We start from the raw sequence: 26,438 nt of genomic DNA, 5'->3' as shown, positions 1-26,438 counted from the left end.
CGAGGCGATGGAGGCGTACCTCAATTCGCGCTCGGTCGCCGTGATGAATACGTAAGCCGGCACGCTCCACCAACACGAGCAGATTCCCTGAGGAGAAAAGCAAGATGAAGACCATCGACTGGCGCGGTGTGTTCCCCGCCGTGACCACCAAACTGAAGCCCGACTTCTCGCTGGACCTGGAGGCCATCCGCGCCGGCATCGAGCGCCTGATCGACGCTCGCGTCGCCGGCCTGGTGATGATGGGCATGGTCGGCGAGAACGCCCAGCTCGACCCGGAAGAGAAGTTCGCGGTGCTGCGTACCGCCGTCGAAACGGCGCGCGGCCGGGTGCCGGTGCTCTCCGGGCTGGCCGAGACGAGCACGCAGCGCGCGTGCGCCTACGCCGACGAGGCGCAGAAGCTGGGCATCGCCGGCTTCATGGTGTTCCCGGGCCTGACCTACAGGTCGGATGCCCGCGAGACCGTGCAGTTCTATCGAACGGTCGCACGCGCCACGGAGCTGCCGCTGCTCCTGTACAACAACCCGCGCGGCTACGGCGTGGACCTCACGCCCGACATCGTCGAGCAGCTGCTCGCGGAACCCAACATCGTGGCGCTCAAGGAGGAGTCCTACGACATCACCCGTGTCACCGACCTGATCACGCGCTTTGGCGACCGCCTGAACGTGGTCTGTGGCGTCGACGACATGATCCTGGAGAGCGCGGTGCTCGGCGTCACGTCCTGGGTCTCCGGCATGGCGAATGCGGTGCCCGAAGTCTCGGTCAAGCTGCTGGAACTGGCCAGTGCCGGCGACTACGCCAAGGCGCGCGAGCTCTATCGCGTGCTGACGCCGCTGTACCACCTGGACACCGAGGTCAAGCTGGTGCAGCACATCAAGTTGGCCGAGCACATGATGACCGGCAGCAGCGAAGCGATGAAACCGCCGCGCCTGCCCCTGGCGGGCAAGGAGCGCGAGCGGACGATGGAGATCACGCGCAAGACGCTGGCGGGTCTGCGCGCGTTGGGTTATTGATCGGAGCCGGAGTGGACGATGCGGCCGCCCCGGTCAGCAAGCGAAAGCCGGGCTTTCCCTGACCGCTCAAAGCTCGTTCACACATCCTGATCGCGAGCGCGGCAGAGAATCCCGGAAGGCGACGGCTGGTAGGGGTCGAAGCTGCCTCCGTGCAACTTGCTGCGGAGAGAGAGCTTTGTTCGTCGCTGTCACCAGCTCCCTTAGGCGTGATGGGGCCTCGAGGACACGATCCTCAACATACGTCTCCCATGCGGTCATCGCCATCATGAGCCCAGTCCGCTGGAGGACCTCGATTACCGAGTGGCAGGCCAGCAGCGCGCCACGCCCCGAAGCCTGCGGACAGACCATTCCTACTTCTTCCCCGAAAGCAACTCCCAGATTTGCTCGACCATGTCGTTGCCGCGCTCGGCCAGGCGATAGAGCCTCACTTCCAGGTCGCATGACCAGCGCCGCGAACCTGCGGAGACCAGGCGCCCGTCGCTGACCTCTCGCGCGGCGGAGCTCTCCGGCAGCCACCCCAGTCCGTGGCCGGCGAGCACCATGGCCTTCAAGGCCTCTGCCATGTGCGTATCGAACGACCTGACGAGATGCAGCTGTTCACCGGAATTGAGCAGGATCATCTCGACCACCTGGCCAAGGTACGCGCCAGACGAATAGGACAGGAACGGCACGCCGCTTCCGCTCTGGCCAGGCAGCTTGAACTTGGGCGCGCCGCTGCGCAGCGGCGCCGAGAACGGCACCATGCGGTCGGTCGAGAGCGTCAGGTGCGGGAAGCGCTTGGGGTCCAGGAGGACGGGCAATTGGGGGTGGTGGTAGGCAAGCAGCAGGTCGGTCGCTCCCTCCGTGAGTGCTCTCGCGCCCTCGGGAACGTTGACCGCGTTGACATGGGCGAGCACGTTTCCGAGGACGCCCTTGAGTTCATTGAGCCAGCGAGGGAAGAACGTCACCGACAGGGTGTGGGCCACCGAGAAGCGGACCAGGCTCTCCGCCGTCGACGTCTGCCCTCGCAGCAGCGCGCGCATGTCGTAGGTCCGCCGGAGCATGTCGATGGCGAACTCCCGGAAGATGCGGCCCGACGGCGTCAACTGGACGCCCTGGACCCTGCGGTCGATCAGTTCGACACCCAGCCACTCCTCCAGGGACTGAATGTGCCGGCTGAAGGTGGGCTGCGAGACATGGCGCCGTTCGGCGGCGCGAGCGAAGCCCTTCGCATCCGCGAGGGTGAGGAAATCTTCTATCCACCGGATCTGCATCTGGACCGCCCCCCGATTCGGAAGATGGCTGCGCGTTATGCATATTGTGAATCAGTTGGCGCGTGGCGAACCGGGCAGACCTAGCATCCATGCACTTTCCTTTGGACGCTTCAGAACGCCACCCATGCCCAGCTCCCGCACCGAACACGACCTCCTCGGCGACCGTCAGGTCGCTGCCGACGCCTACTATGGCGTCCACACGCTCCGCGCGATCGAGAACTTCCCGATCACCGGCATCACGATTTCGGCCTACCCGGACCTGGTCAACGCGCTGGCGGCGATCAAGCAGGCTGCGGCCGTGACCAACAAGGAGCTGGGCCTGCTGGCCCCCCGGCTGGCGGATGCCATCGTGCAGGCGTGCGAGGCGATCCGGCAGGGCCGATGGCACGACCAGTTCGTGGTCGACGTGATCCAGGGCGGCGCCGGCACCTCCACCAACATGAACGCGAACGAAGTGATCGCGAATGTCGCGCTGGAGATGCTGGGACGCGCCAAGGGGGAGTACGGCGAGCTCCACCCGAACGAACACGTCAACATGAGCCAGAGCACCAACGACGTCTATCCGACGGCGTTGAAGCTGGCCGGCTACTTGGGCGTGCATCGCCTGATCGAGGCCATGGAGGTCCTGCGCCTGGCCTTCCACGACAAGTCCATCGAGTACGCCGATGTGCTGAAGATGGGCCGCACGCAGCTGCAGGACGCCGTGCCCATGACGGTGGGCCAGGAGTTCTCCACCTACGCGGTGATGCTGGAGGAGGACATCCAGCGCCTGCGCGAGGCGGCGCTGCTCATTCGCGAGATCAACCTGGGCGCGACGGCCATCGGGACCGGGATCAATGCGCATCCCGACTACGCGCGGACGGTGTGCCGGCACCTGGCAACCATCACGGGCGTGCCGCTCCTGACCGCGCCCAACCTGGTGGAGGCGACGCAGGACTGCGGGGCGTTCGTGCAGTTGTCCGGCGTCCTCAAGCGGGTTGCCGTCAAGATCTCGAAGGTCTGCAACGACCTGCGGCTCCTCGCCTCGGGGCCTCGCGCCGGCCTGGGCGAAATCAACCTGCCGCCCATGCAGGCCGGCTCCTCGATCATGCCCGGCAAGGTGAACCCCGTGATCCCCGAAGTCGTGAACCAGATCGCATTCGAGGTGATCGGCAACGACCTGACCATCTGCTTCGCCGCCGAGGCCGGCCAGCTCCAGCTCAACGCCTTCGAGCCCATCATCGCCCACAGCCTCTTCAAGAGCATCGGCCATCTGCGCGCCGGGCTCCTGACGCTTGCCGACAAGTGCGTGCGGGGCATCACCGTGAACCGGGACGCCCTGCGCGCGAGCGTTCAGAGCTCGATCGGCCTGGTCACCGCACTCAACCCGTACATCGGCTACGCGAATGCGACCGAGATTGCGCAGGAGGCGCTGGCGACCGGCGCCAGCGTCTATCAGCTGGTGCTCGCAAGGCAGCTGCTGACGAACGAACAGCTCGACCAGATCCTGCGACCCGAGGTGCTCACCCAGCCTCGCGCGCTCCTGCGGCTGCAATAAGCCCGGACCCCCGGGCCCGCCAGCCCATGTCACCCCACCCATGGCGCACCCAGGCGCCGCCACCCGCTCACCGCATCGAGCATGGAGACAAGCATGAAATTCAACAAACTGACCACCTGGATCGGGCTGGCGATGCTGCTCGGCATAGCGACCGGCTATGTATGCCATGCACTCGCGCCTGACGCCGCTGCGGCCAGGGAGGCGGGCAGCTACTTCAGCGCCGTGGCCGACATCTTCCTGCGCCTGATCAAGATGATCATCGCGCCCCTGGTGTTCTCGACGCTGGTGACCGGCATCGCGGGGATGAGCGACGGCAAGAGCGTCGGCCGCATCGGCGCGCGCGCGATGGGCTGGTTCATCTCCGCATCCCTGGTATCGCTCCTCCTCGGCTTGTTCTGGGCGAACCTCCTGCATCCCGGGAACAGCATGAATCTTCCGCTCCCGGACGCGCACGCCACCACGAACCTGGCGACCTCCTCGCTGAAGTTCAAGGACTTCATCGTCAACATCTTTCCGAAGAGCATCTTCGAGGCGATGGCAGGGAACTCCGTGCTGCAGATCGTCGTGTTCTCGCTGTTCTTCGGTTTCGCGCTGCGGGCGGTGAAGGAACGCGCCGGCCCGGCCATGATGTCCGCGATCGACGGCCTGGTTCACGTGATGATCAGGGTGACCGACTACGTCATGCTGTTGGCCCCCGTCGGCGTCTTCGCCGCGATCGCGGCGGCGATCACGGTGCAGGGACTGGGTGTCCTCGGCACGTTCGCGAAGTTCATCGCGAGCTTCTACGTCGGCCTGTCGTCGCTCTGGCTGGTGCTCGTTCTGGCTGGCTACCTGGTGCTGAAGGGACGCGTGCTGGAGTTGCTCGGGCTGGTGAAGGAACCCACCATCATCGCCTTCTCGACCGCGAGCAGCGAGGCCGCGTACCCGAAGACGATGGAGCAACTCGGGAAGTTCGGCGTCAGGAGCGAGGTGACGGGCTTTGTCCTGCCGCTCGGGTATGCCTTCAATCTCGACGGGTCCATGATGTACCAGGCCTTCGCGGTGCTGTTCGTCGCCCAGGCCTACGGTGTGGAGATGTCGTTCGCGACGCAGCTTTCCCTGCTGCTGTTCCTCATGGTGAGCAGCAAAGGCATGGCGGGCGTGTCCAGGGCTTCGCTCGTGGTGGTCGCAGCGACGCTTCCGATGTTCGGATTGCCCGAAGCGGGACTGCTGCTCATCATGGGTGTCGATGTGTTCCTCGACATGGGCCGCACCGCGACGAACGTGATCGGCAACAGCCTCGCGACGTCGGTGATCGCAAAATGGGAAGGCAAGTTGAGCGGATCCACCGTGGGTGAAGAGCGGACCTTCCATGAACCCCTCCAGGTGCCCACCCTCGCCCGTGACGCCGAGGCCGTGGCTTGATACTTCCCTGGCTTGACGTGGTGCATTCAGGGTTGTGCCAAGAAGTGCACAGGTGCGGCCTTCACCGACGCATGCGCGGATGCAGAGGGTCAATGCACGGGCCGGGCGAGCCGGCGGCTTTGCCTCGAAACGGCGTAGTTCACCGAGCAGTACAGCACGGCCACCGCAAGGTACACGGGCACCAGTGAGCGGTAGTTGGCGATCAGCACCTTGGCGTTCTGCATCAGTTCGCCATACGTGACGACGTAACCGAAGGTCGTGTCCTTGACCACGATGACCAGTTGTGCGACCAGTGCCGGAACGATGTAGCGCAGCGCCTGTGGAAAGACGACATGAGCGAAGACGCGTGCTTCGTTGAGCCCCAGGGCCCGAGCCGCATCCGTCTGGCCGCGGGGAACGGCGAGCACGCCTGCGCGGTACACCTCCGCGACCACGGCGGCGGTGCTGAGTCCCACGGGCAAGGTCAACATCCAGTAGGCACTCAGCTTGATCCCTACCGACGGGAGGACCAGGAAACACACATAAATGAGGAGCAGGGTCGGCACGCCGCGCAGGAATTCGATGACCGCGACAGCCGGCCAGCGCAGGAGGCGCAGGCGCGAGAGGCGGCCCACCAGCAGCACCAGCCCGAGGACCAGCGCGATGACGGCCGCCGCTGCCGCTGATGCCAGCGTGCCGAGCAGGCCCTTGCCCAGGAACACCCAGGTGGTCTCCCAGGCGAAGAATTCCCACAGCCGTGCGTCGAACTGGCCCGCGGCATGGAACCGGACCACGATGCCTGCCACCAGCACGAGCAGCGTCGCCGAGACGGTCACGCTCACGATGCGGGTGATGGCCTGCGCTTTGGGGTTCAGGTCGCCGAAGAGGATGTCTTCCAGGGCGCGGCTCATCGCAGGATCCGCACCTTCCTGTCCAGGGTGGCTCCCGCCCAGGCGATGAGCAATCCCGAGACCAGGTACATCGCAGCAGCCAGGGCGAAAGCGGGGATGCCGGCGGCGGAGTCGTTGGCGATCCTGGCCACCAGCGCTGTCAGTTCCCGGCCCGGAAGGGGCACCTGGGACGCCAACGAAGTCGACAGCATCAGCCCAATGAGCAGCGAGGTCATCGGCTGCACGACCGAGCGCAGCGCCTGCGGCAGGACGATCGACGAGACGATGACCATCGGGCTCATGCCCAGGCTGCGTGCAGCGTCGACCTGGCCGCCAGCGACGGTGTTGATGCCCGTACGCAGGTAGTCCGACGTGAAGGCGGAGCACACCAGGGCCAGGGTCAGGATGACGCTCGGCTCATAGTCGATCACGACCTGGAGATCGGGCAGCGCGAACACGATGAAGATCAGCAGCGCCACGCTCGGGATGTTGCGAAAGACCTCGACGTAGGCGGTCAGCACGAAACGAAGCGGCCGCAGCGGCAGGAGCCGGGCCACCGTCACGACGATCCCCAGCGCGAAGCCGGCCACGAACGACAGGGCCGTGAGCTTCCATGTGAGCAAAAGGGCCTGCCCGAAGGCAGGCCCGTGGTCGGCCAGGAGCCGGACGACACTGCCCATCGGTCAAGGAACCGCAGGCGGCGCCGGGACGTTGGTGCTGCCGGTACGCTGCCCGATGGTCACCGTCCACAGCCTGGCCCAGGTGCCATCCGCTTCGATCTTCTTCAGGAAGGCATTGACGAAGGCCACGCCATCCGAGCCCTTGGGAAGCCCGACGCCGTACGGGTCTTGCGGACCGAAGGGTGCCCCTGCCAACTGCGCATCGCCAGTGCCGAGGCTCAACACGTTGAGCAGGAGCGTGTAGTCGGTCACGTAGGCGTCCACGCGTCCCTGGCGCAGGGCGTCGACGGCTTCCTGGTGGGTCTGGAATTCCTGCACGATCGCCTTGGGCGCGAATTGCGCAAGGATCGCGGGCCCGGTCGATCCCGCCTGGGTGGCGGTTTTCTTGCCGGCGAGATCGTTATAGGACTGGATGGCCTTGTTGTTGGCCTTGACCAACACGCCTGCCTGCGAGGTGTAGTAAGGCCCGGCGAAAGAAATCTTCTCCGCGCGGGCAGGGGTGATGGAATAGGTCGCCAGCACCATGTCCACCTGGTCGTTGATCAGCACCTGTTCGCGTGTGGACGACGTGACCTGCGTGAACCGGTACCTGGACCCGTCGCCCAGGATGTAGCGGGTGAGGAGCTGGGCCAGACCCGCATCGAAACCGCGGATCCTGCCGTCCTTCTCGTTGAGCTGCGAGAAGAGGTTCGACGTCTGGGTGCCGCCGAGGCGCAGTGTGCCGGCCTGCTTGATCTTGCTGGCCCACTTGTTCGACGCGATGGTTGCGGCGTCGGCCACGGGGCCCTGGGCGACCAGCGAGTCGAATGCTGCCGCATTGATGGGGGTGCCTTGTGCGAAAAGCGGCGCACCGGTCGCAACTGCCAGTGCGACCGCGGAGGCTTTCAGGACGGATGAGATCCACATTGACATTGATTCCCTCGGTTGGTGTGTACCGCCGACGAATGTATCGCAGCCTGCGCGGGTCGGATGGGGCCCACCGGATGCCGGGCTGCACGATGCGTTGAGTGGGGACTGGGTGGCGAACAGCTTCTTGCCGACCTGCTGCACGACCTCCACAAGAAGCGCAGGCGCCGCAGATCCAGGTTGACTTCGCCGGAACGAACCCTTGTGGTCACTGCGTCCATGATGCGTGGGATCGGGGGGCGCACCAGCGCAGCCTGCAGTGCATCACTCCCGGTTCCCCGGGCCGTGTCGCAGCGATGCCGTGTCCTCGAGAAAAGCGGCATAGTCCTGCCTGGCCAGCGCGAGCAGCGTCATCAATGCCGTGGCGTCCGCAGCCTCGCTGCGCTCGATCTGGCGGCACCGCTGTGCCAGGCGCAGCGCACCCAGCATCGCAGCGCCGCCCAACACGCGATGCGCGATGCTGCGCGCTTGTTCGATGTCGCCGGCCAGCAGCGACTGTTCCAGCGCGTCGAGCCCGGGTCCGGTCTGGCGCTCGAACACGCCCAAGGCGCAGGCAATGGCCTCGCCGTCGGCTTCCAGGCTGCGGCCCAGCGTCGCGCGATCGAATGCGACAGGAGTGCCGCCGATCGGCCGGCTGGCAGCAGCCGCGGCAGGCCACGTGTGCACCCCGAGCCAGTGGCCCACCTTCTCTGCCAAAGCAGCCATGTCGGCTGGCTTGGCGAGGTGATCGTTCATGCCGGCTTCGAGGCAGCGATCACGGTCGTCCGCGCCCCTGCGCGTGGTGAACGCGACGATCGGGGTGCGCAGTCCCCTCGCGCGGAGCTCGCGGGTCGCCTGCAGCCCGTCCATCTCCGGCATCTGGCAGTCCATCAGGATCAGGTCGAATGGCTGCGCACGGCAGGCGGCAAGCGCCTCGCGGCCATTGGCCGCAATGGTGATCCGCTCGTATCCGAGCCGCTCCAGCATGCGGCGGGCAACCAACTGGTTCACCTCGGTGTCCTCCACCAGGAGGATGGAAGCTGCGGGGGTCGCCCCGGTGGAGCGCAGCGCGCCATCGGAGCGCCTTCGGTCGCCGATGTCCATGCAGCTTCCCACGATGCGCAGTGGCCGGCCGTCCGCCGCGCGCGCGCTGACCCGCGCCTGGCTCAGCACCCATGCCACGTCACCGCACGCGCGGCACAGCCTGTGCTCGAGCTCCACGCGGTCGGATTCGCCCGCGAGCAGTCGCAGCCAGAACGCCTGGAGTGCTTCGCCATCCTCGCTTCTCTCCAGATAGGGCAAGACCTTGGACAACGGGGCGATGCGTTCCTGCTGCGGCAGTCCCAGCAGCGCCCCCCAGCTGCCGGAGAGGTAGACCTCGCTCGAGCGAAGGTCCACCTCCCAAAGCGCAAGCCCGGTGGCCTCGACGGCGTGCGCCAGCCGCCTGGCGCCGGCTTCGAGCTCCCGCTTCAGGCGCACTTCGTCCGACACGTCGACCGCCGCGCCCACGAACGCGCAGGATCCGAGCGGTGGAGACAGCGATGCCAGCTGCACCCGGATCCACTGTTGCGCGCCAGGCCGGCCCCGGACCCGGAAGCAGGTGACGAAGCTTTCGCGCCTTGCGACAGCGGCCTTCCAGCCGGCGACGACCTCGCCGCGCATCTTCGGATGCACTGCCGCCACCCAGGGCAGGCCCGTGACCTCGTCGCCCTCGCTGCCTGTCAGTCGGCCCCAACAAGCGTTCGCATACAGAAGCAGCCCCTCGGCGTCGACGCCGAACACCCCGACCGGCAGGAGCTCGGCCCATTCTGCCGCTTTCGTCCACTCCATATCGACCACCAGAGCCTTCATGATCTTCCCGAGAAAGGATTGCGCGGGTGCAGTCAGGCATCAGGTGGCCGCTGCCGCCAGCGAAAAGCAAGCGGCGCTTCGCGCCAGTGGCGCGATGGGCGGCATCACCGACCCATGAACGGCTTCGTCGAATCATCTGACGACCCAGTTGGCTTCGCCCCATCGGTCCAAGATCGGGGCTCGGGACACTTTACGGCTCTCGATGTGGCGAGGAGTCCGGCAAACGTTTCCTGGCGTCGCCCGTGCAAGCGTGGCGGGCGCTGTGCTGGCCAGCAGCGCAAATCCGGGACTGCATTGACCGATGAGCCCGGTGGATCACTCAAGAGGCAGATAGGGTGACTCAGGCCTGAGCCGCCAGAGCTCCCGACCGACCTCACTCCCGCGCCGGAACGCTTCGTCGCACTTCGGAAGGATCCATTCCATAGGTTTTCCGAAAGGCCTTGATGAAGCTGCTGCGGCTGGCATAGCCGGCATTGCGGCCGATGACTTCTATGCCCAGGCCGCTTGCCTTGAGCTGGTGCATCGCCTGCCGCAGTCGCAGCTCCCGAAGGACCTGCATCGGCGGTTTGCCGACCACGCTGGTGAATCGGGCCACGAAGGCAGAGCGACTGAGGCAAGCCAGGTGGGCAAGGCTGTGGAGCGAATGGTCGTCGCCCGGGCGCATGGCCATTGCCGCAAAAGCCCGCGCAACCAGTGGATCACTCAGGATGGAGAAGTGCTCCACCCATGCGTTCATCGACACGAGGGACCTGCGCAGGAGCAGCACGATGACCTGCTTCAACAAGGCGGCACTCATCGCGCCGCTTCCGATCTCCTGCGTCATCAGTTCCGCGACCGCTGCCTGCAGTTTGGTGTCTACCTGGTCCTCGGGCCTGAACTGCTCGAAGATCGGCTCCGTCAGTCCGCCAAAGAGGTCCGCGCACGCGCCATAGGTCGCATGGAAGTAGCCGCACACGAGAACGAGGGAAGGCTCGCCACTGCCCGCCGTGACCTTGCGCACCGCGTCCGGGGACCTGTTCGGCGTTCGGCCGTTGATCGAAAGCAGGCCGGAGAAGCCGTTGCTGCCTTCGACCTCGATGCGGAACAGCGATTTCGCCGGAACGACGATCAGCGTGTGCGGCATCAAGGGAATGGGGTCCAGGTTGTCCACGATGGCCCGACCGTTGCCCACCAGGTTGTAGTGCATTCCCGGCGCATTCACGCCGCCCAACTCCAGGCTGTATCCCGTGCTGACCAGGCACTCGGTGAGGGCCACGAAGTTCACTTCCAGGGTTCCCAGCAGACTCTCGAGATCCGCGGGAGCGATGCGCAGGACCGGGGGTTCGTTCACGCTGCTGACTCCCAGGTGGCGTGGGGAAGAAGGCCGTCGACACCTTTATGGTACGAAATTGCCAATCGCTGACCCGTGCAGGATCCCCTCGGAACATGGTAGGTCGACAGCAGGTGTAGCGGCCCAGGATGCGGATCCGCTCGCGCGACGGTCGCCAGACGCGGCCAGCTCTTTTTTCCTGGAGTCTTGCCATCCGTTTCGACCTACGCACCTCCGTACCGTTCCGTCTTCACCGCTTCGGCCGGCACGCCGAGATCGACCAGTGCTGTCGCCGCCGCTTCCACGAAGTCCGTTGTGCCACAAACGAAGCAGGCGGGTTTGCCCAGGGGGCCGAAGCGCGCGAGCACCTTGGCCAGCATGTCCGAATCGAGACGTCGGGCGAAGTCGCCGCTCCGCCGGCTGGGCGCCCTGGTGGTCGTTGCGACGAAGGAGAAGCTCGGGTCGTTTGCGGCCAGGCGCTCCAGTTCATCGGCGAAAGCCATGTGAAGCCAGTTCCGGGCGCTATAGAGAAGCAGCGCCGGTGCCGCGGGATCCGGGGCGGCTGACCGATGTCTGATCATGGACATCAGCGGCGCGATGCCGGAGCCGCCAGCGATGAGAACAAGGGGTTGGCGATTCGAGGGCGCCCAAGTGAAATGCCCCCCGACAGGGCCGCGAATCTCCAGGGCATCGCCAGGCTGGAGTGCGTCTGCAATGAACGGCGACACCTCGCCATCAGCCAGGCGCTCGACCAGGAGCTCCAGGTCGCTGCTTCCTGGGGCAGACGCGATCGAGTAGCTGCGTCGTGCCTCGTACCCATCTTCCGCTACCAGGCGGACATCGACGTGCTGACCCGCCAGGTGATTGCCGATGGTGTTTTCCAGCAGCAGGCTGGTTGAACTCGGTGTCAGCAGGCGCTTTGCGCGCACCGCCGCAACTGACCAGTCGATTCGGTTCATGTCCTCAACGGTCGCCGGAATACCGTTGCTCCTTCCACGGATCGCCGCGCAGATGGTAGCCGCGCAGCTCCCAGAAGCCCGCCTCGTCGCGTTCCGTGAACTTGAGGCCGTTGCACCACTTGGCGCTCTTCCAGAAATACAGGTGCGGGACCAGCAACCGCGCGGGGCCGCCATGTTGTGCCGACAGGGGCCGGCCCCCGAACATGGTCGCGATCATCGCTTTCCCGTTCAGCAGGTCGGCAGTCTGGACATTGGTGCTGTAACCGCCGTAGCAGTCGGCCAGCATGAAGGGCGTCAGCTCGCCCACCGCCGCGGCAGTCAACAAGTCGTCGATGGATACGCCCTCCCATGTGGTGTCCAACCTCGACCAGGTGGTCACGCAGTGGATGTCACCCTGCCACAAGGTCCGCGGCAGCTGGCTGAACTCCAGCCATGACCAGCTGGCGATCGGCCTCGAACCGTGCTTCAGCGTGAATCTCCAGTCGCCCGGATCGATCTGCGGCGTGGGCGTTGCCGACAGCACGGGAAAGTCCTGCGTCACATGCTGCCCCGGCGGCAGGCGTGCTGCGGTCTCGGGATCCACGCGACGGCCCGTAAAGCCTCTGGTCACCATGAGCGAGCTCCTGTTTCTGAGTTGGACGGGTTGCGATCGTACGCAGCAAGCGCTGGTGGGCCCGGATGCATGCGACGCGTTGCAACGTTTTCCGGACTCCCGAGCACCCAAGCGCTTTTAAAGTGACTTCGAAGCGCTCCGTGTCCATGCCTGCAGAGGCGTCGCTTCGACGATAGCTGCAGGGCCGGGTGCTGAACCAAGGAGTGAGCGATGAAGGCAATCGTTGTGACGAACCGGGCTGCAGGAACGGCCGGGATGAAGCTGGTGGATCGGCCCGAGCCGCAGGCCGCGATCAACGACGTGGTCGTCCGGGTCGCTGCGTCGGGCTTTGTCGGGACCGAGTTGAGTTGGCCCTCGACCTGGGCCGATCGCCGCGGGCGCGACCGCACGCCATCGATTCCCGGGCACGAGCTGGCCGGGGTGGTCACCGCCGTGGGCTATGGCACGACGGGGCTGTCGGTGGGACAGCGGGTGTTCGGCCTCACGGACTGGTATCGCGACGGCACCCTCGCCGAGTACGTGGCCGTCGAGGCACGCAACCTCGCACCGCTGCCGGGCGACGTCGATTTCACCGTGGGCGCGAGCGTGCCGATCTCGGGCCTGACCGCATGGCAGGGACTGTTCGTGCACGGCCGCCTTCAGGCAGGGCAGAGCGTCATCGCGCATGGCGCGGCCGGCGCAGTCGGCGCGCTGGTGGTGCAACTCGCACGCCTGGCGGGCGCGTACGTGATCGGCACCGGACGCGCCGCGGATCGTCAGAAGGCGCTCGATTTCGGCGCGCAGGAGTTCGTCGATCTCGAGAACGACACCCTGGAAGATGTCGGTCACGTCGATCTGGTGCTCGATCTCATCGGCGGAGACGTCGGCCAGCGGTCCGCGCGCCTGGTGCGAGCCGGAGGAACGCTGGTGTCCATCGTCGGGCCGGTGCAGGCGCGGCCCGCCAACGGACTGGCGGTCGACTTCGTCGTCGAGGCCGATCGTGCCCAGTTGGGTGATGTCGTTCAGCGCGTGCGGGACGGGCGGCTGCGGACGAACATCGGCACCGTTGCGACCCTCGACGACGCCGTCGCCGCCTTCAACCGGACCGAACGGCGCCCGGGCAAGACGGTCATCCGCGTTGCTGCGTGACCGAAGGCGAAGGATGCACGACGCGATGCAATACGTGGCACCCGTGATCCACAAGCCCCGCCAGGGCGACAAGCTCCGGCTGGCATTCTTCTCTGCGGTCGTGTCCCTGGTGGCCGCGTTTGCCGCGGCGGCGGCTCCGATCCCCCTGTACAACATCTACCGGGCGGAGGACGGCTTCACCAACGCCGGCATCTCCATGGCCATCGTCGCCTACTCCGCCGGAACCATTGCCGCACTCCTTCTGGTGGGACGGCTGTCCAATCATCTGGGCCGCCGGCCCACTGCGCTCGCCAGCCTCGGCATGATCCTCCTGGGCTGCCTGCCGTTGCTGTACGTGCACGACATCGCCACCCTGCTGGCCGGTCGGCTCGTGGTCGGCATCGGTACCGGGCTGGCCAGCAGCAGCCTGACTTCCTACATCGTCGATGCCGCACCCGCCAAGCCGAAGTGGTTGGCCTCCGTCGCATCCAGCCAGGGACCGATGCTCGGGCTCACGGTCGGCGCCATCGTCTCCGGCGCCCTGGTCCAGTTCGGCCCCTGGCCGCGCGACCTCATCTACCTCGTTTGCGTCGGCCTCCTGTTGCTGTCCGCGGGTCTCATCGCCATCAGCCCGGAAACCGCAAGGCCGACGCCGGGTGCCTGGCGCTCCCTCGTACCGCAACTCCGCGTACCGTCCCGCGTCAGGCACCTGCTCCCCGTCGCGGCGGCGGTGTTCCTCGCCACGTGGGCGACGGGAGCCTTCTACCAGGCGTTCGTGCCTGCGCTGGTCAAGGACCAACTCCACACCCGCAGCCCGCTGGTCCTCGGGCTGGTGTTCGCCGCCTACATGACCCCCAGCGTTCTCGGCGCTCCCATCGGCGGCCGCTTCACATCCGCCATCGCCCAGCGCGTCGGCATGATCATCTTCCTGGCTGGAATGATCGGCATCGTCACGGCGATCGCCGCCGGCACACTGGCGTTGTTCATCATCGGAACCATCGGCGCGGGCGCCGGGCAGGGCATCGCCATCAGCGCGGCCACCCGCGGGCTGCTCGATCGCGGGACCGTCGCCGAGCGCGCGCCGATCTTCACCGCGATCTATCTGCTCTGCTACGGTGGCGCCGCCTTCCCCAGCCTCGTCTCGGGCCGGCTGTCGGAGATCTTCTCGCTGCCGCAGATCGCCTTCGGATACGGCGGGCTTGCCTTCGTCGCCACCGTGTTCACTGTCTTCGGCGCACGCAATCCGCACACCGATAGGAGCGGGAACGCCACCTGCGACGGATCGAGCGCCAGCGGTTCACCTGTGCATGGAACGTCATGAATGGAGGAGATGACGTGGTTCACATGACGACGGGAGAACACGCGAAGGGCGCGCCCGATGCAGCGTTGGTGCTCGAGGAGTTCGGGGATTTCGAGTGTGCGTATTGCAGGCGAGCCTTTCCCATCCTCGGAAAGCTCCTGGCCGGCAAGGAGGCCTCCATCCGGCTGGTCTACCGGCACTTTCCGGTCCATCCCTATACCCAGATTGCCGCCGAGGCGGCCGAAGCTGCCGGTGTCCAGGGCAAGTTCTGGGAGTTCCACGATCTCCTCTTCGGCCGAACAGGCGAGCTCGATGGGAGAGTTCTGGCCGGCTTTGCACGGCGTCTCGGCCTGGATATGTCCCGGTTCCATCGCGATCTCGAATTGCATGTCCACCGGGCGCGTGTCCTGCAAGACGTGGAAGCCGGTCGCATCCGCGGTGTGCGCGGCACCCCGGCTTTCTACCTCGATGGCAAGTTCGTCGACACGTCCTATGGATTGCATCACCTGCGCGACGCTCTACGGGAAGGCGTGCTTCAGGTCAAAGGCGGCGCGGAGAAGTAGGGGCGGCGATCCGCATGGCGCCCGGGTGTGACGGGGCTCGGGCTCGCCTCGGTCAGGTGAATGACTCTTTCAGGGTGGTGATCCTGTTGAAGACGAGTTTGCCTTCACCTGGCTGATGATCCTTCCTGTCCGCCACGAAGTAGCCCAGTCGCTCGAACTGGAAGCGCTCGTCGGCCTGCGCGTGGCCAAGGGTCCGCTCCACGCAGGCAGTGACACGCTGGACGCTGGCGGGATTGATCTCGCCCAGGAAGGACTCTTCGCCCGCGCCGGGTTCCGCCACCTTGAACAGGTGGCCATAGAGGCGCACTTCCGCCTGCAGGCAATCGGCGGCGCCCACCCAGGTGATGGTCCCTTTCACCTTCACGGCAGCTGCACCTGGCGTGCCGCTTCTTGTCTCCGGGAGCACCTCGGCGTGGATCTCCGCCAGTTCTCCGCTGCTGGTTCTGACAGCGCCCGTGCATCGCACCACGTAGCCGAACTTCAGCCGCACGAGGTTGCCCGGGAACAGGCGGAAGAAGCCGGGACCCGGCGATTCGGCGTAATCCGCCCGCTCGACCCACAGGTCGCGCCCGAACGAGAAGCTGCGCTCGCCGCGTTCGGGTACCCGGGGGTGGACCGGCGCCGAGCAGCGTTCCAGATGGCCCGTGCCCATGACCTGGTCCCAGTTGGTGATGACCAGACGCACGGGGTCCAGGACTGCCATGGCACGGGCGGCAACGGGTTCCAGGTCGTCTCGCAAGGCACCTTCGAGGACGGCGTAGTCGATCCAGCTGTCGGCCTTGCTCACACCCACGCGTTCCGCAAAAAGGAGAAGCGCCCCTGGTGTGTAGCCGCGGCGCCGCAAACCCACGATCGTGGGCATCCGTGGGTCGTCCCAACCATCGACGTGACCTTCGTTCACCAGCTGCCTGAGCTTGCGCTTGCTGGTCACCACATGGGTCAGTTTCAGGCGCGCGAACTCGTATTGGCGCGGGGCCGGTGTGTTGATGAGCCCTCCTTGTGCCAGGTGGGACAGGAGCCAGTCGTAAAACGGCCGCTGGTCCTCGAATTCCAGCGTGGCAATGCTGTGGGTGATGTTCTCCAGCGCGTCTTCGATGGGATGCGCGAAGGTGTACATCGGGTAGATGCACCACCGATCGCCGGTGTTGTGGTGGCGCGCGTACTTGATCCGGTACAGGGCCGGATCGCGCAGGTTGATGTTGGGGCTTGCCATGTCGATCCTGGCGCGCAGGATTGCTGCTCCTTCCGCCAGCTTTCCGTCTCGCATTTCGCGAAAGCGGTGCAGGTTGACCGCAGGGCTGCGGTCCCGGAAGGGGCTGTCGACACCGGGGCGGCCGAAATCCCCGCGGTTGATGCGCAGCTGCTCCGCACTCTGTTCATCGACGTACGCGAGGCCTGCCTCGATGAGGTATTCAGCCGCGCGGTACATGAAGTCGAAGGAGTCGCTGGCCTGGTACAGGTGGCGGATGCCGTGTTGTTCCCAGTCGAAACCCAGCCACCGTACGGTCTCCTGGATGCTCTCGACGTACTCGAGCCCTTCTTTCTCTGGATTCGTGTCGTCCAGGCGCAGGTGGCAGGCGCCCCCGTAATCCCGGGCCAGGCCGAAATTCACGCTGATGCTCTTGGCGTGGCCGATGTGCAGGTAGCCGTTGGGCTCCGGTGGGAAGCGGGTGCGAATCGGTGCCCAGTCCGGCGGGCCGCCGGCATGATGGCGGGCGTCTCCAGGGCTGCCGCCCCAGCGCCGGGAGGAGTAGGTGGCGGCAGCAATGTCGTGGCCGATCGCCTGGCGAAGGAAGTTTCCGGACGCAGCCGGCGCGGGCGATCGCGGCGCCGTTGTTACTCGACGCATCGCAGGGCCTTGGAGGAAGGACACGCAGGAGGGCCTGGCTCCTGCAAGAGCGTCGGGACGAGTTCGCTGATTGCCAGGGCAGGCCCGGCTTGACCCGCCCCGATCACCATCGCGTCCCAATCTTCGTGCTGCAAGCTGTGAACTCCGTCGTGTTTGGGGGCAATGTAGCGCGCACATTCCCAGAATTCGTCGGTCTCTGGCCCGTGACGATGATGGCGCGACGACGGGATGCCGAATCCGGACGCTCGGACACGCCGATTGCCGTGCGGGGCGTCTCGCGGGTTCGCGAAGAGGTGTGCGGTGACGGACGTCGAGCCCTTGATCGCGGCATCCGTTCCGCGTCGCTCGAGGCCCGTCATGCCCGGAGCGTGGTGTGTGTGATGGCGCCGGTCTCGACGCCTGGCGCGGGGGGCGGATGATGGTCATCAGTGCACGTGCCGATGTCGGCCCCTTGCTGGAAGCGAGGATTTCGCGAGCAATTCGCGCGGAGATCTCGCAACTGCCGGCCGACGTCGTGATTCGCCCAATCGAGTCCACGAGCGAATTCAATGACGCCGCCGTTCACCAGGCGTTTTGGCGCTTGCGCCGGCAAGGGTCTTCGCACGCGTGCGCCGCGGCAGCTATCGCCGCCGGGTCTGAAGCCACCTGAACCCGCATGAAACCCGAACCGTCACGTGACCCGATGTGCGACGCAGCGGTGCCGGCCTTGCGCACGCTGCCGCATCAAGTTGGCTGTCCGAGCCGCTCGATCAGCAGCTCCATCAATGCCCGAAGTCTGGGAAGCCGTCGCAGATCGCGGTGATACCCCAGCCACACGTCGCGCCCGGGTGGGGGCGAATCCACATTCACACGGCGCAGCCCGGGATGGGAGTCGCCCAGCAAGCAGGGAAGCACCGCCACACCGGCACCTGCAGCGCAGGCCACGGCCTGCACGTGCCTGCTGTTGCTGCGAAATGCCACACGTCCGCGCGGGTAACGGCTGCGCAGCCAGACCGCGTCGGGCATCTCGCTGAACCCCACGTCCATGGTCACGAGCCGCGGCTCCTGGTCCGGCAGGGGCGCGCCACTGATCGACGCATAGAGGGCATAGGACACGTGCATGAGGCGCCGCTGGATGACATCGGGCTCGTCGAACGGCACGATGCGCGCCGCCAGGTCGGCCTCACGACGCGCAAGGCTGAAGAGCCGGGCGTCCGTGAGCAGTTCGACGGTGATGCGGGGATGGACCGCCGTGAGCTCCGCGCATACCGGTGCGATCGCGTGCAGGCCGAACCAGTCCGAGGCCGACACGCGCAACATGCCTTCCAGGTGGGAGTCGGCGCCCTCGAGTTGCCTCGAGAACGAGAGCGCATCCGCTTCCATCCGCTCCGCGTCCGCCAGGACCGAGGCTCCCTCGTCGGTCAGCACGAAGCCTTCTGCCGTTCGCTGGAACAGGGCCTGTCCCAACGACGCCTCCAGCGCATTGAGGCGCCGGCCCATCGTCGGCTGGCTCTGGCCGAGCGCGCGTGCCGCCGCACTCAGCGTCCCGGCCCGGGCGATGGCCAGGAACACACGCACATCATCCCAGTTCATGGGCGGCGATCATACAAAAATGAATGGCATGCCTGCATTTTCGTGAATTCCCATGCAACTTCGAATGATCAACACTGGCGCACCTTCACCTGCAAACGAGGAATGTCCATGCCCGCCCTTCATGCCCCAACGATGCGCGCCATGTTGATGCCGGAACCCAACGCGCCCTTTTCCGAGAACTCCCTGCCCAAGCCCGTGCCGCGGGCGGGCGAAGTCCTGGTCCGCATCCATGCGAGCGGCGTCAATCCGCTCGACACGAAGATCCGGGCCGGCCGGGCCGCGCATGCTCGCCATCCGCTCCCGGGCGTCCTCGGCATGGACCTTGCCGGTACCGTCGAGGCCATTGGGGAGAGCGTGGCGTCCTTCCATGTGGGCGACGAGGTCTACGGCTTCACCGGCGGCATAGGCGGGGTGCAAGGCAGCCTCGCGGAATACGCGGCCGTCGACGCGAAGCTCATTGCGCGCAAGCCCGACAACCTCACGATGCGCGAGGCTGCTGCCCTGCCGCTGGTGTTCATCACTGCCTGGGAAGGGCTCGTCGACCGCGCCAATGTACGCAGCGGCCAGAAAGTGCTGGTGCATGGCGGCGCCGGTGGCGTGGGGCACGTTGCCGTGCAACTGGCACGCGCTCGCGGCGCCGAGGTCTTCGCGACAGGCACTGCGTCCCAGGCGGACTACATCCGCTCCATCGGCGCCACGCCGATCGATTTCGAGACGACACCGGTCGAGACGTATGTAGATCGCTACACCGGGGGCCAGGGGTTCGATGTCGTCTTCGACACGGTGGGGGGGCCGGTGCTCGATGCGTCGTTTGCGGCTGCGCGACGCTATACGGGGCACGTGCTGACGTCCCTCGGATGGGGCACGCACAGTCTGGCGCCGCTCTCGTTCCGCGGAGCGACGTACTCGGGCGTCTTTACTCTTCTTCCGATCCTGACCGGCGAGCTCCGCGAGCACCACGGGGAGATCCTGGCGGAGGCCACCGCGCTGGCCGAAGCCGGACTGCTCAAGCCGCTGCTCGATCCGGCGCGTTTCGCACTCGATGCCGTCGACGCTGCACATGCGAGGGTCGCCGCCGGCAGTGCGCGGGGCAAGGTCGTGGTCGATGTCCTGCCCTGAACAGCACCCCACGTCCCCCATCCCATTCAACCGGGAGACCCCATGCCAAAGACATTCATCCTGACGGGCAGCTCGCGCGGCCTGGGCCGCAGCATCGCTCTCGCCGTCCTCGAAGCAGGGCACCAATTGGTCGCGACCGCCCGCGACCCCAGGAGGCTCCAGGACCTCGTGGAGCAGTATGGCGGTCGCGTCCTGCCGGTCGCCCTCGACGTGACCGACTACGCCGCCGCGCAGCGCGCCGTCGCGGACGGCGTGGCTCGCTTCGGCCGGCTCGACGTCGTGGTCAACAACGCTGGCTTTGCGAACGTGGGGGCGGTGGAGGACATGCCGCCGGCCGCGATCGAGGCACAGTTCGCGACGAACTTCATGGGAAGCGTGCACTTGATCAAGGCAGCGTTGCCGGCCCTGCGCGCACAAGGATCGGGTCACGTGATCCAGATATCGTCCATCGGCGCGCGAATCGCGACCCCGGGCGCCGCCGCGTACTACGCAACGAAATGGGCGCTGTCCGGGTTCGTGGCGTCCCTGGCGCTGGAAGTCGCGCCGCTGGGCATCCATGTCACGGCGGTCGAGCCGGGTGGCATGAAGACTGACTTCGCGAAGGACTCCTCGGTCACCATGTTTCCCTCGAGCCCTCCGTATGCGGGTACGGCAGGCGCAGTCATCGCGATGATGAGTGCTGACGGATATGCGGACGACTACGCGGATCCTGCGCGCGTGGCGGCCCTGGTCCTCTCGATCTCGGAATTGGAGAACCCGCCGGTTCGCCTGCTCGCCGGAAGCGCTGTGCTGTCGCAGGGCGTCGACGCGGGTCGTGCACAGGCCGAATCAGACCGGGAGTGGGGCTGGCTGAGTCGGAAGGCGGATTGAGCACATCCAGTGCATGGGCCAAGTCCATGCATCGACGGCGGCCTTGATCCGTTTTCCCAACCATGCACGTTGAAGATTGACCCGATGGGTCGGCGCACGAGAATCGAAATCCGCCTCTGAGAAGCCAGGACTTCAGCGACGGTCCGCCTGGGTCAACCTGCTGCGGGCAGGAGCAGCATCACGCTTCTATAGCGCCAATGGATCGCATGCAGCGTCGGTGAATGACCGCTGCAGACTGGGGGCGGTCGGTCAAGGTGGGGCCGCCAAATGTCGGCGATCACAGATATCTGACATTGGCCAATGTGCGCAGTGACTGATCGCGATTAGCCGGGAGCTGCCATTCGCGGCGAACGGGCGCGACCTGCGCAGTCTAAGAAGGGCGGCCTTCTTGGGATCTGGCCTGCCATACGCGCATGGCGGGATGGAACTGCATGCGGGTCACACGTCTAACAGCGTGAACTGCCGCATTCCGGCATTTGTATGCTCGGTTACGTCCACCCGCCGTTCAGAGTGCCCCAACAAAGGTTCAACAGTTACGGTGACACAAAATGAGCCCCCCTCGCGCCGAACGTAGTTGGTTACGTGAAACACGGTGGTCATGGCCTTTTGCTTCTGAGCCATGTGCGCCTGCAACTCCGGCACGCTTATATCCGGATTGCTCTGAATCGCGCCTTGGAGATCATGAATGTAGTCGCTCAAGTAGTCTCGCAGAACTGGCCCCGCGTCGACGAGTTGCCTCCCCGGCAAGAGCTCGATGAGCTCAAAGAGCTGTCCGTACCGCGCTCTCAATTCATCGCGAGTTGTTGGCCTGGACAGGGCTTCGAGCTCAGATGCCAAGGCACTCTTCTTGGATTCGTCTGAAATGTCGTAGGGATTGCCAGCGAAGGAAGGTAGATAGTGCTCAAGTGTCCCGCCCGGCAACAGCAGAACGCTCCGACTCTTGAGAGTCTCGCAAATGAGCTTTAGTCGCCCTTCGACATCCGCCGTATCTGCGGCTCCGAAAAAGGAGAGAAAGGCAGCCCGCTCCCGGTTCAGAGCGACGAGAAGGGCAACCCGAGCCCTAGCGTGGGCCTTGCCGTTCCAATCCCGTCGCGGCCCCAGCGCGGAAAGCGACGCGCTTAGCGCATGCAATGCATGTTCTTCAGCTACGGCGCCGAGCAAGCGGTCGACCAACTCTGTTAGGCGACCCTCAAGCTGGCCAGCATACCTGGCGAGGTCGTGTCCGACTCCTGCTCGCGCTAGGAAGCTTTGCACCGTTCCGTCGCTCTTCAGGCATCCTTTGAGGCTGCCAAAGAACAGGCTGTCTAGGTCATACAAGAAGTGCGAGTTCTTCTTGAGCGCAAGGGACAGTGTCAGGTATTGATTGACTTCCTCGCACCCACCAGCGGCAATAACGCAGCTGCCAGCTCCCGCCACAGATACTCCCCTCGCCTCTTGGATGGTCTCGACAAGTTGTGCATCGATGATTCCTTCCACAAAGATTGGATTGTCGGAGAAGAAGAACTGCTTGTGCTGCGCGTTTAGTCTGGGAACTATTGCCGCGACGCGACGCTCCTGTTCCTCATTCAAGTTGGCAAGTGCAATGGGCGATTCGAGCTGCTGGGAGAAGCTGATGATGGCCTTCACGTCGTCGATCGACCGGAAATCGAGAATGAAGGGCGAGTGGGTGACCAGAAAAACAGCTTTCTTTCCCGGTTGCGTTTTTGGATTACCCGCAACTCGCCGGACTTCTTGCATCAAGAAGGACTGGTACTGGGGGTGTAGGTTGAGTTCTGGCTCGTCAACTATCAGATAAGGGTTCGCTTCGTCATACAGGTGAGTGAGAAGGACTAGAAGCTCCTTGATGCCGTGGCATTCTTCGCGGTCCAACCGGTAAGGTGTTCCGGCGGAGCCAAGCGTTGCGTATGGCACCAGATGGCCCGAATTCCATTCCAACCGTATTTTTCGATTGAAGAGGTGGCTCAGAGTGGCCTCGACCTGCACACGAAGATCTAGTCTCTCCTCAAGGAGGATCAGGGCGTCAATCCCAAGGCCTTGCTGCCGGCCTACCCCCTTCAAGTTCTCGAACTGATTCTTTTGAAATCCTTCTCTCCAGTTGTCCCCGTAGAGATGCCTGTAGCTCGCAGATTCCATCCCACTCAGGCGGTCGGTCGCCAAGAGCCGCGAGTTTGGGAGGTGGTCCCTGAGCAAACGTGCAAATACCGACTTCCCCGTACCGTTAGGGCCCACTAAGAAGTTGACGTCATTGAAGCCGCGGATCGAGAACGTTTGGCCTTTCCACGGTGCCGGTAACGCGAACTGAATTGCGTGCTCAATCATCGCCCCTCTCCTGCTCTAGACTCTGTGGACTGGAGATTAACAGGAGTCAGCGAGCAAGTTGCTCTGCGACAAACTCATGACGCGGTGAAGCCTGCGTCACCCGTGATTACACGTACGCGTTTCTGCCGAAACTCAAGGGAAGTGGGTGCAGTCGTTTCAAGACGCTCTCAGCAACGGTCGTTCGTACTCGCGTCCTGCAGGCTGCCGATGGACGGACAGCGCTGAACACGTCGCCGCCGCTCAATGGACCCACCCGTCTATGGCTGCTTCCGACCCGTCCCCGGCGTTCGCGCCTTTGTAGGTCGGGGTGGCCCAATGACCGCATTGAGGCCGGAACCGTGAACTCGGCGCCCCACGGGCGACCTTCCGCAACCGCTGCAAAGCAGTCGTTCTTCAGGAGCGGCAGTCAGAGGCCGTTGCTGCCCCAGTTGCAAGCGGGCGGGAAGTCCACTTCCGGCCTGGTCCAGCCTGTGCTGCGTGCTTCGTCGCTTCGCACGGGATTGCCCCAGTTCCCCGAGCCCGGCTGAGTCAGCTACCGTTCCGTCGTTGCGGGCTGCCTCGCACCAATACCTCATTCCACGAGGAGCCGGCTTGACCAAGTCGCGTTTACACCCGTGTCGGATTGCCTTGTTCTTTGCGTTGCTGGCGTGGCTGCCTCATGCTGCTTCGGCCGGCCTGGATGAGCTGACGGAACAGGAAAAGATGGCCGCGCCGCAGGACATCCGGCAGGTCTGGGATAACTTCGTCGTCGCAATAGCCCAGGGAAACTTGGAACAGGCGCTGGGCTACATCGAGCCGCACTCCGAGGCCGTGCCGGCGCTCCGTGCCCAAGGTGTACGAGGGATGCAGAATACGCTTGCCGACGTCGTTCACGTGGGCGAATGCGCGTACCAATTCAGCGTGTTCGCCAAATGCACCATGGTGCGAAGACTCTCACCGGAAAGTCATCGTGCCCTGGACGTTCGCTTTGTGCGAACCGGGGGACGCTGGTACCTGTCGTTCTAGCACTAGACAGTGGCTGCTTCAGCTTGTGGTCCAAGTCGCTCCGCCGCTTTGCCCGACAAAGCCAGATCCCAGTAACGCCGCATGGCGTCGACGGCCTGATGAAACGTCATGTCGATATGCGACTGACATTCTGCACGTCTGCACATAGGCTGCTCACGGCCAGACGCCATCGTTCTGAAATGCTGGTGAAGTCGCGCGCTGCCATCGGCCGTTTTCGGCGGCCGCGGCTCCCCTCAGGGTCGCGTGCGCAACACGTTTGCCTCCGCAGACGCGCGGACCAAGCGAGGGATCCCGGCCCCTGGGTCCTCACCGGGGCGCCGCAGGACTCGCCGGCCGTGTCAGCAGGCGCAGCGCGAACGGAAGCGGCCATTCACCGTCGATTCCAGCGGCGGCCTCGCTGCGCAGATCGAGCTGCGGCCACACGCGGGGACCGGTCCAGAGCTTGTCGTTCGCCGCGCGCACGCAATGCGCCGGGTAGCTGTCGACACCGCCCAGATCCATGAAGAGCCCGAGGCTCGGCAAGGTCTCGCGCCGCGTGCCCCACTCGTCCAGGAAGGCGACGCCCAGCGCGCGGCATGTTGCCGACATCACGGTGTAGCGATCGTTCCCCGCGGCGTCGACGAAGATGCCGGTGCTGTTCGCGTGCGCGTGCCCCAGGCCCAGCTGGCCGACGGTGTACTCGTCGTCCCCGCCCTCGTCGACGAACACGCCGACGGACAGGTCGTTCCCGGAGCCCAGCGCCATCTCGTGGGTGGAACGATAGACGTCGTTGCCGACGCCGCGCTTGAGCAGGACCCCCGCGGCGTCGTGGACCCCTGCGCCCATCGCGTACCAGGCCGCTTCGAAGCGGTCGCTGCCGCCGTCGTCCAGCAGCATGCCCAGGCCCTCGTGGTAGCCGACGCCCTGCGCGAAGACCTGTGCCTCATAGCGATCGTTCCCCGCCAGGTCCACCAGCATGCCGATCCCTCCGGCAGTGGAGCGGCCGTCGAGGAAGACTCCGCGCTCTCCGTAGCCGGCGCCTTGCCCCATCGACGTGTTGCGGTCCGGCAGCTGCGGGGAAGGCCGCACCAGCGGCACGTCGGTCAGCGTGTAGCGATCGTTGCCGCCGGTGTCCACCAGCACCGCGACGCCCCCCGGGCCGCCCGTGGCCTGCGAATAGGTTTGTGCGGTGTACTGGTCGTCGCCGCCCCCACTGGCCAGGACCGCGACGCCACCGATCGCGTGCGCCTGCGAACGGCTGCCCGCCACGAAGCGGTTGCTGCCGCCGCCATCGACCAGCAACGCTGCGCCGAAGAGCGCGGAAGCCTGCGCTTGTTGCGTTCCCTGGTAGCGGTCGTCGCCTTCGGTATCCCAGAGGATGCCGTAGCCGAGCGTCGCGCCCGATGGGTCCGCGCCGGGCGCCGTCGTCGCATACCTGTCGTTGCCGCGGTGGTCCAGGACTACGCTGATCGTGTGCGTGTCGCTCGGCGCCAGGAACTCGTACTCGTCGTCGCCGCCGACATCCAGCACCAGCAGCGGATCCTTCAGCTGGTGGCGGTTGTTGCGGCCGGTGGTGTCGACGACGATCCAGCCGAAAGGCGTCTGCAGCGACCACGCAACCGGGGGCAGCGCCGCTTCGTTCTTCACGAAAGCCTGCAGGCGGTCGACGGCCGCAACCAGATCGAGCATGCCGGCGACGACGGCTTCGCGCTCGACCAGCGGCAGCAGCTGCCGATAGTCCGGTGTCTCGAACGGGGAGAACCGGCCTTCGAACGCCTGCCGGCGCAGCAACTGCGGCGTCACGCCGGCGGGAAAGCGCTCGAACGCGCGTTGCAGGAACTGGTGCGATTGCGACATGGCCGCGAGAACGATCGCGAGCTCGTAGCGCAACGGGTTGGGCAGTTGCGCCTGGTCGGGCAGCGCCGGCACCCAGCCCGCGCCGGCTTTCGTCGATGCCATCCACGCCAGGCCAGCCGCGAGTGGGTCAGGCGCCGTGCGCAGCTGCGCTTCGATGGCGGCCATGGCGGAAGCGGCGGGACGGCGAAGCCGGACGCCCGAGAGCGCCCCTGCCAGGCCGACCAGTTCATGCGGCGATCCGGACGCGCCACGGACGCCATCTCCCAGCACGCCCACACGGTACGGCCCATCCAGCGGCGCGGCCATCACCGCCCGAAAGAACGGCAACTGCTGGCCCCGTGTCGGGGATGCGTCGAGCCCCGACAGGTCGGGGGCGCCGCGGCTCGCCGCCGCGCCCGCCCGTTGCAGCAGCTCCGGCAGTGGCGGCCGGTCCTGCGTTTGCGCCCGCGCAGGCCCTCCCAGTGCGAGTGCGATCAGGAGGGCGGCCGCAAGTCGATGCATCGGCTGCTACTGTAGCAACAGGGCGCC

The 26,438-nt window shown here is 65.6% G+C and carries 21 protein-coding genes; 9 read left to right on the top strand and 12 right to left on the bottom strand.

Annotated features, from left to right (window positions below; translation table 11 throughout):
• The first annotated feature begins 104 nt into the window (after positions 1 to 104).
• Positions 105 to 1,010 (top strand): dihydrodipicolinate synthase family protein, encoded by a 906-nt coding sequence (locus WG923_RS29200; RefSeq protein ID WP_340354550.1) that lies wholly within the window; start codon positions 105 to 107, stop codon positions 1,008 to 1,010.
• A 350-nt stretch (positions 1,011 to 1,360) separates the two neighbouring features.
• Here the strand turns inward: WG923_RS29200 and WG923_RS29195 are convergent, their stop codons facing one another.
• The gene (locus tag WG923_RS29195) at positions 1,361 to 2,263 is read right to left on the bottom strand and encodes a LysR family transcriptional regulator (protein WP_340354549.1); all 903 of its coding nucleotides are present in this window, start codon (positions 2,261 to 2,263) and stop codon (positions 1,361 to 1,363) included.
• A gap of 124 nt (positions 2,264 to 2,387) precedes the next feature.
• Here WG923_RS29195 and aspA point away from each other — a divergent pair, with 124 nt between their 5' ends.
• Complete coding sequence (gene aspA / locus WG923_RS29190) at positions 2,388 to 3,800, top strand: aspartate ammonia-lyase (protein WP_340354548.1); 1,413 nt, start codon at positions 2,388 to 2,390, stop codon at positions 3,798 to 3,800.
• Between the two features lie 93 nt (positions 3,801 to 3,893).
• The gene (locus WG923_RS29185) at positions 3,894 to 5,204 is read left to right on the top strand and encodes a dicarboxylate/amino acid:cation symporter (RefSeq protein WP_340354547.1); all 1,311 of its coding nucleotides are present in this window, start codon (positions 3,894 to 3,896) and stop codon (positions 5,202 to 5,204) included.
• 89 nt (positions 5,205 to 5,293) lie between these two features.
• On the opposite strand, the gene WG923_RS29180 is transcribed toward WG923_RS29185, so the two are convergent.
• From WG923_RS29180 to WG923_RS29150, 7 genes are all read right to left on the bottom strand, one after another.
• Positions 5,294 to 6,094, bottom strand: coding sequence for an amino acid ABC transporter permease (locus WG923_RS29180; protein WP_340354546.1), 801 nt, complete (start codon positions 6,092 to 6,094; stop codon positions 5,294 to 5,296).
• Positions 6,091 to 6,753: an amino acid ABC transporter permease gene (locus tag WG923_RS29175; RefSeq protein WP_340354545.1), complete on the bottom strand. Its 663-nt coding sequence runs from the start codon at positions 6,751 to 6,753 to the stop codon at positions 6,091 to 6,093. Before WG923_RS29175 ends, WG923_RS29180 begins: the two co-directional genes overlap by 4 nt.
• A 3-nt stretch (positions 6,754 to 6,756) precedes the next feature.
• Positions 6,757 to 7,659 (bottom strand): glutamate ABC transporter substrate-binding protein, encoded by a 903-nt coding sequence (locus WG923_RS29170; RefSeq protein WP_340354544.1) that lies wholly within the window; start codon positions 7,657 to 7,659, stop codon positions 6,757 to 6,759.
• A 264-nt stretch (positions 7,660 to 7,923) separates the two neighbouring features.
• The gene (locus tag WG923_RS29165; RefSeq protein ID WP_340354543.1) at positions 7,924 to 9,489 is read right to left on the bottom strand and encodes a response regulator; all 1,566 of its coding nucleotides are present in this window, start codon (positions 9,487 to 9,489) and stop codon (positions 7,924 to 7,926) included.
• 373 nt (positions 9,490 to 9,862) lie between these two features.
• Positions 9,863 to 10,819, bottom strand: a complete 957-nt coding sequence (locus WG923_RS29160; RefSeq protein ID WP_340354542.1) for an AraC family transcriptional regulator — start codon at positions 10,817 to 10,819, stop codon at positions 9,863 to 9,865.
• A gap of 203 nt (positions 10,820 to 11,022) precedes the next feature.
• The gene (locus WG923_RS29155) at positions 11,023 to 11,757 is read right to left on the bottom strand and encodes an FAD-binding oxidoreductase (protein WP_340354541.1); all 735 of its coding nucleotides are present in this window, start codon (positions 11,755 to 11,757) and stop codon (positions 11,023 to 11,025) included.
• Between the two features lie 4 nt (positions 11,758 to 11,761).
• The gene (locus WG923_RS29150; protein WP_340354540.1) at positions 11,762 to 12,370 is read right to left on the bottom strand and encodes a molybdopterin-dependent oxidoreductase; all 609 of its coding nucleotides are present in this window, start codon (positions 12,368 to 12,370) and stop codon (positions 11,762 to 11,764) included.
• Positions 12,371 to 12,580: 210 nt separating this feature from the next.
• Here WG923_RS29150 and WG923_RS29145 point away from each other — a divergent pair, with 210 nt between their 5' ends.
• From WG923_RS29145 to WG923_RS29135, 3 genes are read left to right on the top strand one after another with little or no spacing between them, the layout of a single operon-like run.
• Positions 12,581 to 13,498 carry an NADP-dependent oxidoreductase gene (locus WG923_RS29145; RefSeq protein ID WP_340354539.1) on the top strand — a complete coding sequence of 306 codons (918 nt, stop codon included), beginning with the start codon at positions 12,581 to 12,583 and terminating at the stop codon, positions 13,496 to 13,498.
• 13 nt (positions 13,499 to 13,511) lie between these two features.
• Positions 13,512 to 14,798, top strand: a complete 1,287-nt coding sequence (locus WG923_RS29140) for an MFS transporter (RefSeq protein WP_340354538.1) — start codon at positions 13,512 to 13,514, stop codon at positions 14,796 to 14,798.
• A gap of 23 nt (positions 14,799 to 14,821) precedes the next feature.
• Complete coding sequence (locus WG923_RS29135) at positions 14,822 to 15,340, top strand: DsbA family protein (protein ID WP_340354553.1); 519 nt, start codon at positions 14,822 to 14,824, stop codon at positions 15,338 to 15,340.
• Positions 15,341 to 15,392: 52 nt separating this feature from the next.
• Here the strand turns inward: WG923_RS29135 and WG923_RS29130 are convergent, their stop codons facing one another.
• Both WG923_RS29130 and WG923_RS29125 read right to left on the bottom strand, forming a co-directional pair.
• Positions 15,393 to 17,189, bottom strand: a complete 1,797-nt coding sequence (locus WG923_RS29130) for a glutamine--tRNA ligase/YqeY domain fusion protein (RefSeq protein ID WP_340354552.1) — start codon at positions 17,187 to 17,189, stop codon at positions 15,393 to 15,395.
• A gap of 723 nt (positions 17,190 to 17,912) precedes the next feature.
• Positions 17,913 to 18,761, bottom strand: a complete 849-nt coding sequence (locus WG923_RS29125; RefSeq protein WP_340354537.1) for a LysR family transcriptional regulator — start codon at positions 18,759 to 18,761, stop codon at positions 17,913 to 17,915.
• Positions 18,762 to 18,908: 147 nt separating this feature from the next.
• Here WG923_RS29125 and WG923_RS29120 point away from each other — a divergent pair, with 147 nt between their 5' ends.
• Together WG923_RS29120 and WG923_RS29115 are read left to right on the top strand one after the other, a co-directional pair.
• Positions 18,909 to 19,880 carry a zinc-dependent alcohol dehydrogenase family protein gene (locus tag WG923_RS29120; RefSeq protein WP_445322996.1) on the top strand — a complete coding sequence of 324 codons (972 nt, stop codon included), beginning with the start codon at positions 18,909 to 18,911 and terminating at the stop codon, positions 19,878 to 19,880.
• Between the two features lie 42 nt (positions 19,881 to 19,922).
• A complete protein-coding gene (locus tag WG923_RS29115; RefSeq protein ID WP_340354536.1) occupies positions 19,923 to 20,750 on the top strand; it encodes an SDR family NAD(P)-dependent oxidoreductase in 828 nt (275 codons plus the stop codon).
• Positions 20,751 to 21,188: 438 nt separating this feature from the next.
• Here the strand turns inward: WG923_RS29115 and WG923_RS29110 are convergent, their stop codons facing one another.
• Entirely contained in the window at positions 21,189 to 23,069 is a 1,881-nt protein-coding gene (locus WG923_RS29110) for an ATP-dependent nuclease (RefSeq protein WP_340354535.1), read from the bottom strand.
• Positions 23,070 to 23,660: 591 nt separating this feature from the next.
• Between WG923_RS29110 and WG923_RS29105 the strand changes: the two genes are divergently transcribed.
• Positions 23,661 to 24,074 (top strand): hypothetical protein, encoded by a 414-nt coding sequence (locus WG923_RS29105; protein WP_340354534.1) that lies wholly within the window; start codon positions 23,661 to 23,663, stop codon positions 24,072 to 24,074.
• Between the two features lie 306 nt (positions 24,075 to 24,380).
• Here WG923_RS29105 and WG923_RS29100 read toward each other — a convergent pair whose 3' ends face one another.
• A complete protein-coding gene (locus tag WG923_RS29100; protein WP_340354533.1) occupies positions 24,381 to 26,411 on the bottom strand; it encodes a hypothetical protein in 2,031 nt (676 codons plus the stop codon).
• Positions 26,412 to 26,438 lie beyond the last annotated feature (27 nt).

Origin of the sequence: Ramlibacter sp. AN1133, assembly GCF_037890035.1 — a bacterium.
Lineage (GTDB): Bacteria > Pseudomonadota > Gammaproteobacteria > Burkholderiales > Burkholderiaceae_C > Ramlibacter.
The sequence above is the reverse complement of the archived record's forward strand: the minus strand, read 5'-3'. Positions and strand labels throughout refer to the sequence as shown.